The following is a 15,195-nucleotide window of genomic DNA, read 5'->3' on the forward strand; positions in this document are numbered from 1 at the left end:
TTTAAGCTTGTTTTAAGTTAAAATTATTGTAAATAAACGCTAAATTAACTAATACGCACATAGTATTTGGTTTTATACCTCCGGTCCTTAAGTGGAAATTACTATGGTGGCTTAACCGGGAAAAAATATGAAAATACCTAATGTTACAATTCAAGAATTATTAGAAGCTGGTGTTCACTTAGGACACAAAACTTTAAGATGGAATCCAAAAATGAAAAAATATATTTTTGGAAAAAGAGACTCAATACATATTATTGATTTAACTCAAACTTTAGAACTTACTAAAGTTGCTCTTCAAAAAGTTTACGAAACCATTTCGAATAATGGAAAGATACTTTTTGTATCAACAAAAAAACAAGCATCGGAGGCTATTGCAGAGGTTGCAAAAGAGACTGATCAATATTTTGTAAACTATAGATGGTTAGGAGGAATGTTAACTAATTGGGGTACAATTTCAAATTCTATTAAAAAATTGAAAAAGTTAGAAACAGATCTTGTTGCTGAAAATAGAGGTTTTACAAAAAAAGAACTTTTAAAAATGAGTGTTAAAAAAGATAAATTACAAAGATCACTAGGCGGAATTGCTGAAATGAAAAAAGTTCCAGATTTAGTATTTATAATTGATACAAATTATGAGTCTCTTGCAATACAAGAATCTGTAAAATTAGGAATACCTATAATTGCAATTTTAGATAGTAATTCAAACCCAGATGGTATTGATTTTCCAATTCCAGGAAATGATGATGCAAGAAGAGCAATTGATCTATATTGCAACCTTTTAAAAGAAACAATCAATTCTGCAAAAAAATCTACACCAAAAGATGAAAAAAAAGTTGAATCTGAAAGTGATGATAAATCTTCTAAAACAATTCAAGAGTTAGATAGAGAAAAATTAGAAAATAGATTTTCTAACGATGGTAAGGAGAAATTAAATTAATGAGTGATATTGAAAAAGTTAAAAAACTTCGTGAAGCAACAGGTGCTGGTTTTAAAGATTGCAATTTAGCAATAAAAGAGTCTGGAGGAGATTTAGATAAAGCTATTGAGATTTTAAGGGTTAAAGGAATTTCTAAAGCTTCAAAAAAAATGTCTAGAGATGCTAAAGAAGGTGTCATAGCAGTTTCTGAAAATGAAAAGCAAATTTCATTAATTGAGGTTAATTGCGAAACAGATTTTGTTGCTAAAAATGATGATTTTATAAACTTTGTAAAAGAATTAAGTGATTTGAATAATCAAGTTAATTCAAACTTAGATAATTTAAAAGTTTCAAAAATGAAAAATGGACAAACTGTAGATGAAAATCTTGTTGCTCTTATAGCTAAAATAGGTGAAAAAATTACTATAGGTAAAACTAAAACTGTTTTTAATGAAGGTTCTATTAATTCAAAATATTTACATACAGTAGTAAAAGATAACCTGGCAAAATTGGCTGTAGCTGTTTCATTAGAAACCAAAGAAAACTCAGATGTAGTTAAAAATTTTGGTAAACAATTATCAATGCACATCGCAGCGTCTAATCCATTAGCTTTAGATCAAAAATCGATTGACCAATCGATTATTGATAAAGAACAAGAGTTGGTAACAGAAGAATTAAAAAATTCTGGTAAACCAGAGGAAATAGCTAAAAAAATTAGTTTAGGAAAAATGAATAAGTTTAAAGAAGAGAATGCCTTGTTGACTCAAGCATGGGTGATGGAGCCTAAAAAAAAGGTTCAAGATATTTTAAAAGATTTAGCAATAACTGATTTAAAGATTAAAGAATTTGTTAGATTTAAAATAGGTGAATAATGTTTGATGAAAAATCATATAGTCTTAAAATGGCTAAAACTATTGATGTCTTTACAAAAGAACTTTCTTCTCTAAGAACTGGTCGTGCTAATGCATCGATGTTAGACTTAATCAAAGTTGATGTTTACGGTCAATTAATGCCAATAAATCAAGTTGGGAGTATAACCACACCCGAACCTAGAATGATAAATATTCAGGTTTGGGATCAAAATAATGTTTCTCTTATTGACTCTGCTATCAAAAAATCAGAGCTAGGTCTAAATCCCCAAATTGATGGACAGTTAATCAGATTACCAGTGCCAGAATTAAATGAAGAACGAAGAACTGAATTGAAAAAAATTATAAAATCAATGGGAGAAAAATGTAAAATTTCAATCAGAAATATCAGAAGAGATGCAAATGAAGATCTTAAGAAACTTTTGAAATCTAAAGAAATTAGTGAAGATGATGAAAAATCTTTTGAAAAAAAAATTCAAGTTATAACAGATAATCATGTTTCTATTATTGATGAAAAAGTAACATCAAAAGAAAAAGAAATAATGACTATATGAATCCATTAAATCATGTAGCCATTATTATGGATGGTAATGGTAGATGGGGATTAAAAAATAAAAATTCAAGAAATGCGGGACATAAAGCTGGTCTTAAAACAATTGAAAAAATTATCAAAGTTTCATTAGATAACAAGATAAGACATCTTACATTATACGCATTTTCTACTGAAAATTGGAAAAGACCAATAAAAGAAATTAACTATTTATTCAATTTACTTGAGAAATTTTTGTATAATAAAATTGATAATTTAAATAGAAATAAAATCAAACTAAAAGTTATTGGGTTTAAAAAATTTTCAGTAAAATTAAATCAATTATTATTAAAATCTGAAAAATTAACAAGAAATAATAAAAGCTTACAAATTAATTTAGCTTTAAATTATGGGTCAAAGTTAGAATTAATTAATGCCTTTAAAATTTTAAAAAAAAAAAATAAAGCATTTACAGAAAATAATTTAAAGAAATTTCTATTAACTAAAGAAATACCGGATCCAGAGTTATTAATAAGAACTGGTAATACAAAAAGATTGAGTAATTTCATGCTTTGGCAAATTGCATATACTGAAATTTTTTTTGAAAAAAAATTATGGCCAGATTTCAATGAAAAAGATTTCTTACAAATTATTAACTCATATAAAAAAATAAAAAGAAATTTTGGATCAGTTTCATGACAAATGAATTAAAAAAGAGAATTCTTAGTTCAATAATCATCTTGCCAATGATTTTGTATATTATTTTAAAAGGATCTTATTTATTTTTAACTTTAATCATAATTTTATATATTGTTTCTTTACTAGAATGGTCGAAACTTGTTAAATCGTATTTAATAAAATCTCTAGGATATTTTTTTTTATCAGTAGTATTTTATTTTACTTATAAACTAAGATTATTAGAAGAAAATGAAATACCTTATAATTTTCTATTTGTATTATTCATATCTATCTTCAGTGATTTAGGAGGTTTTATTTTTGGTAAGATTTTAAAAGGTCCAAAGTTAACAAAAATTAGTCCTAATAAAACTATAAGCGGTGTAATCGGTGCCTATATCTTAACTTTATCATTTATTTATGTTGCTTTTATGATCTTAGTTATTGAATTTAATACAATAACTTTATTACTAGTTTTATTGTTATCATCTATTAGTCAAGTTGGTGATTTAGTAATTTCATATTTCAAAAGAATTTCTAATGTTAAAGATACTGGTAGATTAATACCAGGTCATGGAGGTTTGTTAGATAGAATTGATGGTCTGTTATTTTCATTACCTACTTTTTATTTAATAAAATTATTTTATTAATGAAAAAAAAAATTGTTATATTAGGCTCTACAGGTTCGATAGGTAAAAATACTATTGATATTTTAAAAAAAAATAAAAAAAAATTTGATGTAAAAATTTTGTCTACTAATAAAAATATAAATTTAGTAGTACGCCAAGCAAAAGAATTTAATGTTAAGAATGTTATTATTAATCATCATAATTCCTTTTTAAGAGCAAAAAAAAAATACAAAAATTATAATATAAGTTTTTATAATTCATTTGAAATTTTAGATAAAATTTTAACTAATAAAGAAATATTTTATACGATGATTTCTATTGTTGGTATTGATGGACTAGATCCATGTCTGAAGATGATTAAGTTATCTCAAAATATTGGTATCGCTAATAAAGAATCTCTTATATGTGGATGGTCTATTATTCAAAAAGAAATAAAAAGATATAACACTAAGTTCATTCCAATTGATTCAGAACATTTTTCAATATACTCACTAACTAAAAATGAAAACATTAAATCAGTAGAAAAAATTTATTTAACCGCCTCTGGTGGACCTTTTTTAAATTTTACTAAATCTCAATTAAAAAAAGTAACTTTACAAGAAACATTAAAACATCCTAATTGGATAATGGGACCTAAAATTTCAGTTGATTCAGCAACTATGATGAATAAAGTTTTTGAAGTTATAGAGGCAAAAAATATTTTTTCTCTCAATTACAGACAAATAAAAATAATTATTCATCCAAAATCGTATATTCATGGCATTGCTAAATTTAATAACGGTATAACTAAATTACTTTTACATGATAATGATATGAAAATCCCTATTCATAATTCTTTATTTGAAAATGATTTAAAAAAAAATTTATCAAGTAAAATTAATTTTGAAATTTTAAACAATTTAAATTTTAAAAATTTAAATCAAAACCAGTTTCCATTAACTAAAATTTTGAATACATTGCCTGAAAAAGGCTCTTTATATGAGACTGCTCTGATAACGATAAATGATTTTTTTGTGAAAAAATTTCTGCAAAAAAAGATAAGCTATTTGAATTTAATTAAGTTAATTTATAATCATTTATTTAACAAAGAATTTACTAAATTAAAGATACAAAAAGTAAGAAATATCAATGATATCTATAATACTAGAAATTATGTTCTTTTTAAATTAAACAAAAAAGGTATATAAAATCATAAATTATCATGAATTTATTAATTAAATCACTGTTATTTTTATTTTTTATTCAGACTGCTGCTATTTCTGATGTGATAAAGAATATTGAAATTGATGGAAATAAAAGAATTTCAAAAAATACTATTTTAGTTCTGGGCGATATTAAGGAAGGCATGTCTGCTGATGATTCCAGATTAAATCAATTTTTAAATAAGCTTTATGAGACAAATTTTTTTAATGATATCAAAATTAATCTTGAAAATGGAGTTTTAAAAATTTCCATTCTAGAAAATCCAATTATTGAGGAAATAGAAATTACTGGAATTAAAAATAAAACGTTTAAGGAAAATATCTCTAAAATATTAAGCCTCAAAGAAAGACAATCTTTTACAAAAGTATTATTTGAAAATGATTTAAAAAAAATTGAAAATAATTTACGTTTGAGTGGATATTATTTTTCTAAAATAAAATCTTCGATAGTTAATGATGAAAAGTTAAACTCAGTAAAATTAAATATCTCCATTGATCTTGGAGAAAAAGCCAAAATAAAAAAAATAAATTTTATAGGTGATAAAAAGGTTAAAGACAAAAAATTATTAGAAATTATAGCGTCTGAAGAACATAAATTTTGGAAATTTGTTTCAAAAAATGTCTATTTAAACCAATCTTTACTTAACCTAGATAAAAGATTATTAGAAAATTATTATAAGAATTTAGGATACTATAATGTTCGTGTATTAGATTCATTCGCTGAGTTTAATAAAGAAGGATTTTTCGAATTAACCTATAATATTGAATCTGGAAAAAGATTTTTATTTAATAATTTATCGTTAAATATTCCTGATGATTACAATTTAGATGATTTTGATGCCATTTCAAAATTATTCGAGGAATTAAAAGGTCAATATTATAGTCTTAATAGTATAAATTCTATATTAGAAGAAATTGATAAACTAGCATCTTCAAAATTTTATGATTTTATTACTGCTGATGTTAACGAAAGTATTTTTGAAGATAAAATTGATTTTACTTTTGATATTAAAAACTCAGAAAAATTTTATGTTGAAAGAATTAATATTCTTGGAAATTACACAACAATTGAAGAAGTTGTCAGAAATAAATTTATAGTAGATGAAGGAGATCCTTTAAATGATCTTTTGCTTAATAAATCAATTGATCAAATAAAGTCACTTGGAATTTTTAAAAGTGTTGAAAAAAAAATAACAAATGGTTCCTCTGATAATTTAAAAAATATTGATATTATTGTAGAGGAACAACCTACTGGTGAGATTTCAGTTGCTGCTGGAATTGGTACAAATGGCACAACACTTGGCGCTGGGATAACAGAAAAAAATTTTTTAGGAAAAGGAATAAAACTAGATACTAATTTTATGATTTCAGATGATACAGTAGAAACAAAATTTAATTATAGTAGACCAAATTTTGCCTATACGGATAATACATTATTTACAGAATTTAAAATTGATAATTCTGATTTTATGACTGATTATGGTTATGAAATTGATAAGATAAGTTTTTCTTTAGGTACTCAATATGAACAATTTGAAAATATTTTTTTTAGTCCTGAATTTTTAATTTCAGCAGAAGATCTACAAACTAGCAGCAAAGCATCAAGTGCATTAAAAAAGCAAGAAGGATCTTATAATGATTTTTATTTCAATTATGGGTTTACACTAGATAATCGAGATTCTGTGTATAGGCCAACAAGTGGAAATAGAAGCTCATTTTTACAAGAACTACCAATAGTTTCAGATAGCAATGAATTAGCTAATACATTAATTTTTACTCAGTATTTACCTTTAAATCAGAATGACAATATGATTGGAAAAGGTAGTATTTATTTTAAATCTATTAATTCAATCGATAGTGATGAAAACGTAAGAATTTCCAAAAGAGTGAATATTCCCTCAAATAGACTGAGAGGTTTTGAAAAAGGTAAAATTGGACCAAAAGATAATAATGAGTTCGTTGGTGGTAATTATGCTGCCTCCTTAAATTTATCTACTGAATTACCTTTTATTTTTAACACGTTAGAGAATGTTGATTTTTCTTATTTTATTGATGCCGGAAATGTTTGGGGTGCCGATTTTAATGATCGTCTTGATGATAGTGGATCTATACGAAGTTCTACAGGCATTGCAGTTGATTTCTTTACACCAATTGGACCATTAAATTTCTCTTTTAGTCAACCTATAACTAAAGAAGACTCTGATGTAACGGAAACTTTTAGATTTAATTTAGGTACAACTTTTTAAATTATATGAAATTAAATAAAGATCAAATTAGAGACCTTTTACCACATAGAGAGCCAATGTTATTAATTGATGAACTTTATGATATCAAAAAACTTCATTCTGCTACAGCCTTGATGAACGTCAAAAAAGACTCTTTTTTTGTAAATGGTCATTTTCCAGATAACCCTGTAATGCCAGGTGTTTTAATTGTAGAAGCTTTTGGTCAAGCAGCAGCAGCTTTAACGGCACATGGCATTGATAAAAAAGAATATGAAAATAAATTAGTTTTTTTGATGAGCGTAGAAAAAGCAAGATTTAGGAATCCAGTTATCCCTGATTGTAAATTAGAATTAAAAATTGAAGCTATAAGATCGCATGGAAGAGTGTGGAAATACAAAGGCGAGGCTTTTGTTAAAGGTAAACGAATGGCTGACGCACAATGGTCAGCTACAATAGTAGATAAAAATAATTAGAAATATTTGTTGATAATCAATTTTTAAAAATTTTGATATTAACAAATAGTGAAACATCCTTTCTTTAAAAATCATGGACCATTTAAAATCAATGAAATTTTAAGAGATTTAAATATCAAAAATGAAGAAAATTTTAAAAACAATTTGATTATTGATGTTAAAGATCTCCAAACAGCAAATAAAGAACATTTAACTTTTTTTCATTCAAAAAAATATCAAAATCATGCATCTAAAACAAAAGCATCATTTTGTATAACTTCTGAAAACTTAGCACATTATTTACCAAATAACTGTAAACCAATATATGTTGATAATATTTTATCGATAATTTCCCAAATCACTTCTAAATTTTACCCAGATGCTATTAATGATAATTTTGACAGTTCAGTTCAAAAGATTGACGAACTAAAATTTGATAACAGTATTAAGCATGGTCAAAATGTTTTAATTGGAGAAAATGTTAAAATTGGAAAGAATTGTTTGATAGGACATAATACTATTGTTGAAAAAAATGTTGTGATTGGTTCAAATTGTTCAATTGGATCAAATGTAATAATAAGAAACACAATTATAGAGGACAATGTATCAATTCTTGATGGTTGTATTATTGGAAAAAAGGGTTTTGGTTTTTTTCCTAATGACAAAAAAAACCTAAGATATCCACACATTGGTGTTGTTATAATTGGTGAAAATTCAGAAATTGGATGTGGGGCGACAATAGATAGAGGCTCGATGTCTAATACCGTGATAGGCAAAAACACTTTTTTAGATAATCAAATTCATATAGCTCATAATAATAAAATTGGTGATAATTGTATAATTGCTGGACAAGTTGGATTTGCTGGTAGCTCTACCTTGGGAAATAATGTCATGATTGGTGGACAAGCAGGTATTTCGGGACATCTCAAAATTGGTAATAATGTTCAGATTGGTGGTGGCAGTGGAGTTATAAAAAATATTCCAGATAATAGTAAAGTTATGGGATATCCTTCAAAAGATTTGAGACAATTTTTAAAAGATAATAAATGATACATCAAACAGCAATTATTGATAAGAAAGCAAAGATTAGTAAAAATGTCGAGATAGGACCTTATACAGTCATAGGACCAGGAGTTGAAATTGGAGAAAATACTACAATTCAATCACATGTAAGTATTTTTGGAAATACAAAAATAGGAGATGGAAATAAAATTTATCCTTTTGTATCTATTAACGAACCTCAAGATCTAAAATATAAAGGAGAACCAACTAATCTTATAATTGGAAATAATAATAGAATTAGAGAGTATGTAACGATAAATCCAGGGACAGTTAGAGGTGGTGGTAAGACTATTATTGGTAATAACTGTTTATTTATGATTTCTTCTCATATTGCACATGATTGCAAGGTTGGAAATAATGTAATTATCGCAAACAATGTACCTTTAGGAGGCCATGCAATTATTGAAGACAATGTAGTTATAGGAGGAAATTCTGCAGTTCAACAATTTACGAGAATTGGAAAAATGGCAATGATTGGTGGAATGACAGGTGTGTTACATGATGTAATTCCATATGGACTATCAACAGGAAATAGAAATTCACTTCAGGGCCTTAATTTGATAGGTTTAAGGAGAGCTAAGTTTGATAATAAAGATATCCTAGGTTTAAGTGATGCATATAAAAAAATTTTTTCCTCAAAAAATGTTATAGATAATATCAGTAAAATAGATGACACTGATCTTAAGAATCTATTAGTTAAAGATGTTATTGATTTTGTAATAAAAGATAAAAAAAGATCTATCTGTACACCTTTTTCTTAAAATGATTGGATTAATACTTGGAGATACTAATTTTCCAAATGAAATTCTTAAAACCATAAGAAAAAAGAAAATTAATTATTTGATAATTGATTTATCTAAAAATAATAAATTTCGGAATGATAAAAATTCTTACTCAATTTCAATTGGTCAATTTGGTAAAATCCTTGATATCTTAAAAAAAAATAACTGTAAAAAAGTTTTATTCGCTGGTAAAGTAAAAAAACCTCAATTTTCAAAATTGAAATTAGATTTTAAAGGTATTTATTATATACCAAGAATAATCAAAGCCTCTAAACTTGGCGACGCAGCTATTCTCAAAGAAGTAATCAAAATATTAGCCCAAAATAAAATAAAAACTGAAAATTCACTAAAATTTAACCCTGATCTAACATTAGCAAAAGGAAGTTACTCAAAGCTGAAACCCAATAAAGAAGATCGATTTGATATTAATAAAGCAATTAAGATATTAAATAATTTAAGACAATATAATTTTAGTCAAGGTGTTGTTGTTAGAAAAGGCAAAGTGATTGCTATAGAGGGCAGAGGAGGGACAAAAAAGATGCTTGAAAAAAGTAGAAACAAAAAATTTAAAAATTATGGTGTTATAGTTAAATTCCCTAAAAAAAAACAAGATCTTAGAATTGATTTACCCACTATTGGATTAGATACTTTTATCCAAAGTAAAAAAGCTGGATTAAAGGGTATTGTTGTTAAGAATAGACAGCATGTTTTTTTAGATAGAAAAAAATGCATTCAATTTGCAAATAAAAACAAGATGTTTATCACAGTTAAATGAAAAAAATTTTTATTTTAACTGGAGAACCATCAGGTGATAAGCTCGCTTACAAAGTAATATCAAAGCTAAAAAAAAATCATCCTAATATTGAATATTTATGTGTTGGTGGAACTCATTTAAAATCCATAGGAATAAGATCAATTTTTAATCTTAGCGAAATAACATTTATTGGTTTTACTAGTGTTTTGTTGAATATTTTTAAAATAAAAAAAACAATAAATAATACCGTAAAGGAAATAATAAAATTTAACCCAGATATATTATTTAGTGTAGATAGCCCTGATTATACACTTAGAGTTGCTGAAAAGGTTAAAAAAATAAACCACAAGATAAAAACAATTCATTATGTTGCCCCTCAAGTGTGGGTTTGGCGAGAAGGAAGAGTTAAAAAGTTTAAAAAATTTTTAGATCATATTTTGTTATTATTTGAATTTGAAAAAAAATATTTTGATAAAGAAAATATTCCAAATACTTTTGTTGGTCATCCGTTAGTAGAAACAGAAAATAATAATAAGATAGATCTATCTCATATTATACAAAAAGATAAAAAAATAATCTCTCTATTTTGTGGCAGTAGATTATCTGAAGTAAATTTACTTTTACCTATATTGATTGATTTTATCATTATGATGAATAAGAAATATAACAATTTCAAATTTATTTTTCATTCGACCGATACAAATAAAAATCTAATTTATGAAAAAGTAAAATTAAAAAATTTAGATAATATTGAAGTTATTTCAGATGAAAATATAAAAAAACAAATATTAAAAAATTCAATATTTGCTGTTTCTAAATCTGGAACAGTTTCTCTTGAGATTTGTAATGCAAAAATACCTTCTGTAATTATCTATAAAATGAACTTTTTAAATTTTTTAATCGTTAAAATGCTTGTAAAAATAAAGTTTGCTAACATTATTAATATCATTAATAACAAAGAAATCATCCCAGAATTAATTCAAAAAGAGTGCAATGCTAGAGAAATTTACAATTCGGTTGTCTATTTTCTTAAAAATCCTGAGCTAATGAAAAAGCAATTAAATAATTGTGAGAATACGTTAAAAAAAATTAGATCAAAAACCTCATCTTCAGATGAAGCTTCTTTAGTATTAAGCAAGTTTCTTATTAGTTAATCTTTTTAAAACTTCCTCTTTTTCTAGAGAAATAATTATATCATATATACCAGGTCCAAATTTTGAGCCTGTTAATGCAATTCTTAATGGTTGTCCAACACCTTTAAAATTAGTTTCATAAGATTTAATAAGTTCATTTATTATTGGTTCTAATGTTTCTTTATTAAATTTCTTAATATCAGTTAATTTATTAATGAAAGTTGAAATAATTTTTTTGGCTTTTTCATCAATCAATTTGAAATCTTCCTTGTTAAATTCAACTTCATCAATTGTTAAATACTGAGCATTGTTAATAATATCTTCCAATGTTTTTGCTTTGTTTTTTAAGAATGTTAAGGATTTTTTGATTTTTTCCGTTTTATCTGTCTTAATTTCTTTTTTGTATATTTTGCTGTAATCAATAAGCTGCTTAAACAATTCATTTTCATTGATATTTTTAATATAGTGCTCATTCATTGATAAAATTCGGCCCATATCTAATTTTGATGGTGATTTCCCAATACCCTCTAAGTTAAAATATTTTATACTTTCCTCCAAAGTAAATATTTCTTTATCTTGATACGACCATCCAAGTCTTAGCAAATAATTTCGCAATGCATCAGGTATAATTCCTATTTTTGAGTAGTCATCTAGCGTTGAAGCATTATCTCTTTTAGATAATTTTTTACCTTCTATAGTATGAATTAAAGGTATGTGGGCAAAAGCAGGCACATCCCATTTCATAGCTTGATAAATTTGCATTTGTTTAAATGTATTTATTTTGTGATCATCTCCTCTTATAATATGTGTCATTCCCATTTCATGGTCATCAACAGTTGCTGACAAATTATAAGTTGGAGTTCCGTCATTTCTTAATATTACAAAATCTTCTATAGTATTATTTTCAATTTCAACATCACCTTGAACTAAATCTTTAAGAATTGAACTTCCTTCAATTTTACTTTTAAATCTAATTACAGGTTTGATTTCTTTTGGAGCATCTTTTTCTTCTGCATCTCTCCATTTTCTGTTGTAAATGTAAGGTATTTTTTTTTGCCTTGCTCTTTTTTTTTGCTCTTCTATCTCTTCAGGTGAACAGTAACATTTGTAAGCATAGCCATTTTTTAATAATTCATTTGCAATTTTTACATGATTATCAATTTTTGTTGATTGAATATATTCCTCACCATCATGTTTTATCCCTAACCAATTTAAGGATTTAATTATTTGTATTTTGTGTTCTTCTTTCGATCTTTCTTTGTCAGTATCTTCTATTCTTAAATGAAAAGTGCCTTTTTGATTTTTCGAATACAACCAATTAAATAAGGCAGTTCTCACACCACCAATGTGAAGAGCTCCAGTAGGAGATGGAGCAAAACGAGTTGCTACTTTAGACATCAAAGATGTTTAGACTATTTTTTTAGAAGTTTCTATATAAAGATACCAAAACACCCTGAACTTTTACTCTATCAGGGCCAAATATTTTGGTTTCATAGTTTCTATTTGCACTTTCTAATGCAACAACTTTACCTTTTTTTCGAATTCTTTTTAACATTGCTTCGTGTTCGTCAATTAATGCGACTACAATTTTTCCATTATCTGCAGTATCTGTTCTTCTAATAATAACTGTATCTCCTTCGTGGATTCCAGCTTCTATCATCGAGTCTCCTTGAACTTTCAAGCCAAAATAATCTCCATTTTTTTCTAAATTATTTGGTAATGGTATTCTTGAAACTTCATTTTGTATTGCCTCAACAGGTGTACCAGCCGCAATTTTTCCTAATACTGGCACCTCTATTTCATCTGAATTGTTAATTTCCTCATCTAAGCCACCTTTAATAACACTTGGTGAAAAACTATTGTAAATATCATTTGCTGAAGCTGTTTCAGGTAATTTTACTACTTCTAAGGCTCTCGCTTTATGAGCTAATCTTTTAATAAATCCTCTTTCTTCTAATGCACTAATCAATCTATGAATACCTGACTTTGATTTTAAGTTTAAAGATTGTTTCATCTCTTCATAAGAAGGAGACACACCAGAACTTCTCAACTTCTTGTTGATAAATAAAAGTAAGTTTTTTTGTTTTTTTGTTAGCATAAGAACAAATATCGTACAAACAATGTTCTATAAAAGTTCTTTTGCTTTAACAATACTTAAAAAAGTGAGTAAAATATGGATTAAATTTACTACAAAACAGAAAAAATTGAATTTTCATCCAATTTTTTCAATAGTGATTCTCCAATTAAAAAAGTATTAATTGAAGTCTTACTGTTTAATTCCAATAACTCTTCTTTAGATTTAATACCGCTCTCAGAAATCAGAGGTCCTTTGTGGTTTTTTACAACATCATAAATATCATAGGTTGTATTTATATCTGTTTTAAGTGTTTTTAAGTTTCTATTATTTATACCAATAAGTGCATCTTCAAAATTTAATGCTTTTTGAGCCTCCTCAACTGTATGTACTTCTACTATTACTGACATATCTAATTTTAGTGCCTCTTGATATAAATTATTTGCAAGATCATCTGAGACACCAGCTAAAATAATTAGAATTGCATCTGCACCATAACTTTTGGCAAGTGGTACTTGAAACGTATCAATAAAAAAATCTTTACATAATATCGGTAAATTAACTTTATCTTTTATTTTACTTATATGGATTAAATTTCCTAAAAAATAATCCTCTTCAGTTAAAACTGATAAACAAGTAGCATTATTTTTTAGATAAATATTAGCAATATCTACTGGATTATAATTTTCAATTATTACGCCAGCAGAAGGACTAGCTTTTTTTATTTCAGCAATAATAGAAGTTTTATTTTCTTTAAAATTGTTTTCAATTTTATCTTTAAAATTTATGTAAGAATTATTTTTTTGTATTAATTCATCTAATTTTTTAAGATCTATTGACTTTTTTAGATTATCAATTTTTTCAATTTTTTTTTTAATTATATTTTCTAGAATATTTTCAGGCATTTTGTATTTTTTCCAAATGTGAAAAAGTTTTACCAGAAAGAATAAATTGTCTTGTATGATTATAGGCTTCTTTAAAATCTATAAACTTTTCTGCAACGATTAAACCAGCTGCAGCATTTAAACAAACTGCTTTTGAAAAATCATTATCTTTACCTTTAAATATTTCAATCATTTTATCTGCATTAAATTCTGCATTATCACCAATTAAATTTTCAAACTTTTCTGCATTCACACCAATTATGTTAGGATCTACTAAAATCTCAGATATTTCTCCATTCTTCAATTGTATTATATTTGTTTTAGCATATGGAGAAATCTCGTCTAATCCATCTTCACTGTTTACTATCCACGCAAATTTTATATTTAAATTTTTTAATCCCTCTGCAAAAATTTTTAATAACTTTTTATCAAAAACACCGACAACCTGTCTTTCAACTAGAGCTGGATTGCTTAAAGGACCAATCATGTTGAAAATAGTTCTTTTGCCAATTTTCTTTCTTACAGGGCCTACAAATCTCATTGCACTATGATAATTTGGAGCAAACATAAAACCAAAATTGTTATTATTAATCTCTTCCTCTATTTCTTCTGGTTCTAAATCAATTTTAATTTTAAGTGCTTCTAAGACATCTCCAGATCCACATTTTGAAGACACAGCTTTATTACCGTGTTTTGCAACTTTTACACCCATACTAGCCAAAAGTAAGGCTGATGCAGTAGATATATTAACAGTGTTCATACCATCACCACCTGTACCGCATGTATCTATACAATCTTTAACGTTTACTCTTTTGGATTTTTCTCTAAGGACATAAACACCTCCAGCAATTTCATCAGCCACTTCGCCTTTTTCTGACAGAAGTGTTAAAAAATTATAGATTTGATCCTCATTAGCTTGACCAGTCATTAAAATTTCAAATGCTGATTTGCTTTCTTCAAAGGTTAAATCTTCTTTATTTTTAAGCTTCTTTAAAATCTCTTCCATAAA

The 15,195-nt window shown here is 26.1% G+C and carries 16 protein-coding genes; 12 read left to right on the plus strand and 4 right to left on the minus strand.

Annotation, left to right across the window (positions count from 1 at the left end):
• The first annotated feature begins 127 nt into the window (after positions 1-127).
• Genes rpsB through lpxB form a run of 12 tightly spaced genes read left to right on the plus strand, consistent with a single transcriptional unit; the run spans position 128 to position 11,249 of the window.
• Positions 128-937, plus strand: coding sequence for a 30S ribosomal protein S2 (rpsB, locus tag ACTTAU_RS04710; RefSeq protein WP_438305104.1), 810 nt, complete (start codon positions 128-130; stop codon positions 935-937).
• Positions 937-1,788, plus strand: coding sequence for a translation elongation factor Ts (gene tsf, locus ACTTAU_RS04715; RefSeq protein WP_438305103.1), 852 nt, complete (start codon positions 937-939; stop codon positions 1,786-1,788). Before rpsB ends, tsf begins: the two co-directional genes overlap by 1 nt.
• A complete protein-coding gene (frr, locus tag ACTTAU_RS04720) occupies positions 1,788-2,339 on the plus strand; it encodes a ribosome recycling factor (RefSeq protein ID WP_438305101.1) in 552 nt (183 codons plus the stop codon). The genes tsf and frr overlap by 1 nt, the downstream gene beginning before the upstream one ends.
• Positions 2,336-3,013 carry a polyprenyl diphosphate synthase gene (gene uppS, locus ACTTAU_RS04725; RefSeq protein ID WP_438305100.1) on the plus strand — a complete coding sequence of 226 codons (678 nt, stop codon included), beginning with the start codon at positions 2,336-2,338 and terminating at the stop codon, positions 3,011-3,013. Before frr ends, uppS begins: the two co-directional genes overlap by 4 nt.
• Positions 3,010-3,639: a phosphatidate cytidylyltransferase gene (locus ACTTAU_RS04730; RefSeq protein WP_438305098.1), complete on the plus strand. Its 630-nt coding sequence runs from the start codon at positions 3,010-3,012 to the stop codon at positions 3,637-3,639. Before uppS ends, ACTTAU_RS04730 begins: the two co-directional genes overlap by 4 nt.
• Complete coding sequence (locus tag ACTTAU_RS04735) at positions 3,639-4,805, plus strand: 1-deoxy-D-xylulose-5-phosphate reductoisomerase (protein WP_438305097.1); 1,167 nt, start codon at positions 3,639-3,641, stop codon at positions 4,803-4,805. The genes ACTTAU_RS04730 and ACTTAU_RS04735 overlap by 1 nt, the downstream gene beginning before the upstream one ends.
• Before the next feature lie 14 nt (positions 4,806-4,819).
• Positions 4,820-7,066: an outer membrane protein assembly factor BamA gene (gene bamA / locus ACTTAU_RS04740; RefSeq protein ID WP_438305095.1), complete on the plus strand. Its 2,247-nt coding sequence runs from the start codon at positions 4,820-4,822 to the stop codon at positions 7,064-7,066.
• Positions 7,067-7,071: 5 nt separating this feature from the next.
• On the plus strand, positions 7,072-7,518 hold the full coding sequence (fabZ, locus tag ACTTAU_RS04745; protein WP_438305093.1) for a 3-hydroxyacyl-ACP dehydratase FabZ: 447 nt from the start codon (positions 7,072-7,074) through the stop codon (positions 7,516-7,518).
• 48 nt (positions 7,519-7,566) lie between these two features.
• On the plus strand, positions 7,567-8,547 hold the full coding sequence (gene lpxD, locus ACTTAU_RS04750) for a UDP-3-O-(3-hydroxymyristoyl)glucosamine N-acyltransferase (protein ID WP_438305091.1): 981 nt from the start codon (positions 7,567-7,569) through the stop codon (positions 8,545-8,547).
• Positions 8,544-9,320, plus strand: coding sequence for an acyl-ACP--UDP-N-acetylglucosamine O-acyltransferase (lpxA, locus tag ACTTAU_RS04755; RefSeq protein WP_438305090.1), 777 nt, complete (start codon positions 8,544-8,546; stop codon positions 9,318-9,320). The genes lpxD and lpxA overlap by 4 nt, the downstream gene beginning before the upstream one ends.
• 1 nt (position 9,321) lies before the next feature.
• A complete protein-coding gene (locus ACTTAU_RS04760; protein WP_438305088.1) occupies positions 9,322-10,116 on the plus strand; it encodes an LpxI family protein in 795 nt (264 codons plus the stop codon).
• On the plus strand, positions 10,113-11,249 hold the full coding sequence (gene lpxB, locus ACTTAU_RS04765; protein ID WP_438305086.1) for a lipid-A-disaccharide synthase: 1,137 nt from the start codon (positions 10,113-10,115) through the stop codon (positions 11,247-11,249). The genes ACTTAU_RS04760 and lpxB overlap by 4 nt, the downstream gene beginning before the upstream one ends.
• Here lpxB and gltX read toward each other — a convergent pair.
• From gltX to trpD, 4 genes are all read right to left on the minus strand, one after another.
• Positions 11,226-12,626 (minus strand): glutamate--tRNA ligase, encoded by a 1,401-nt coding sequence (gene gltX / locus ACTTAU_RS04770; RefSeq protein WP_438305084.1) that lies wholly within the window; start codon positions 12,624-12,626, stop codon positions 11,226-11,228. The genes lpxB and gltX overlap by 24 nt on opposite strands.
• Positions 12,627-12,648: 22 nt before the next feature.
• On the minus strand, positions 12,649-13,326 hold the full coding sequence (lexA, locus tag ACTTAU_RS04775; protein WP_438305082.1) for a transcriptional repressor LexA: 678 nt from the start codon (positions 13,324-13,326) through the stop codon (positions 12,649-12,651).
• An 89-nt stretch (positions 13,327-13,415) separates the two neighbouring features.
• Positions 13,416-14,207, minus strand: coding sequence for an indole-3-glycerol phosphate synthase TrpC (locus tag ACTTAU_RS04780; RefSeq protein WP_438305080.1), 792 nt, complete (start codon positions 14,205-14,207; stop codon positions 13,416-13,418).
• Positions 14,200-15,192 carry an anthranilate phosphoribosyltransferase gene (gene trpD, locus ACTTAU_RS04785; protein WP_438305078.1) on the minus strand — a complete coding sequence of 331 codons (993 nt, stop codon included), beginning with the start codon at positions 15,190-15,192 and terminating at the stop codon, positions 14,200-14,202. Before trpD ends, ACTTAU_RS04780 begins: the two co-directional genes overlap by 8 nt.
• Positions 15,193-15,195 lie beyond the last annotated feature (3 nt).

The organism is Candidatus Pelagibacter sp. HIMB1505 (assembly GCF_052047915.1).
GTDB lineage: Bacteria > Pseudomonadota > Alphaproteobacteria > Pelagibacterales > Pelagibacteraceae > Pelagibacter > Pelagibacter communis_A.

Bases quoted from the DNA above. Each gene is read 5' to 3' on its own strand.
- rpsB (WP_438305104.1), top strand. From the start codon at position 128: ATGAAAATACCTAATGTTACAATTCAAGAATTATTAGAAGCTGGTGTT.
- tsf (WP_438305103.1), top strand. From the start codon at position 937: ATGAGTGATATTGAAAAAGTTAAAAAACTTCGTGAAGCAACAGGTGCT.
- frr (WP_438305101.1), top strand. From the start codon at position 1,788: ATGTTTGATGAAAAATCATATAGTCTTAAAATGGCTAAAACTATTGAT.
- uppS (WP_438305100.1), top strand. From the start codon at position 2,336: ATGAATCCATTAAATCATGTAGCCATTATTATGGATGGTAATGGTAGA.
- ACTTAU_RS04730 (WP_438305098.1), top strand. From the start codon at position 3,010: ATGACAAATGAATTAAAAAAGAGAATTCTTAGTTCAATAATCATCTTG.
- ACTTAU_RS04735 (WP_438305097.1), top strand. From the start codon at position 3,639: ATGAAAAAAAAAATTGTTATATTAGGCTCTACAGGTTCGATAGGTAAA.
- bamA (WP_438305095.1), top strand. From the start codon at position 4,820: ATGAATTTATTAATTAAATCACTGTTATTTTTATTTTTTATTCAGACT.
- fabZ (WP_438305093.1), top strand. From the start codon at position 7,072: ATGAAATTAAATAAAGATCAAATTAGAGACCTTTTACCACATAGAGAG.
- lpxA (WP_438305090.1), top strand. From the start codon at position 8,544: ATGATACATCAAACAGCAATTATTGATAAGAAAGCAAAGATTAGTAAA.
- ACTTAU_RS04760 (WP_438305088.1), top strand. From the start codon at position 9,322: ATGATTGGATTAATACTTGGAGATACTAATTTTCCAAATGAAATTCTT.
- lpxB (WP_438305086.1), top strand. From the start codon at position 10,113: ATGAAAAAAATTTTTATTTTAACTGGAGAACCATCAGGTGATAAGCTC.
- gltX (WP_438305084.1), bottom strand. From the start codon at position 12,626: ATGTCTAAAGTAGCAACTCGTTTTGCTCCATCTCCTACTGGAGCTCTT.
- lexA (WP_438305082.1), bottom strand. From the start codon at position 13,326: ATGCTAACAAAAAAACAAAAAAACTTACTTTTATTTATCAACAAGAAG.
- ACTTAU_RS04780 (WP_438305080.1), bottom strand. From the start codon at position 14,207: ATGCCTGAAAATATTCTAGAAAATATAATTAAAAAAAAAATTGAAAAA.
- trpD (WP_438305078.1), bottom strand. From the start codon at position 15,192: ATGGAAGAGATTTTAAAGAAGCTTAAAAATAAAGAAGATTTAACCTTT.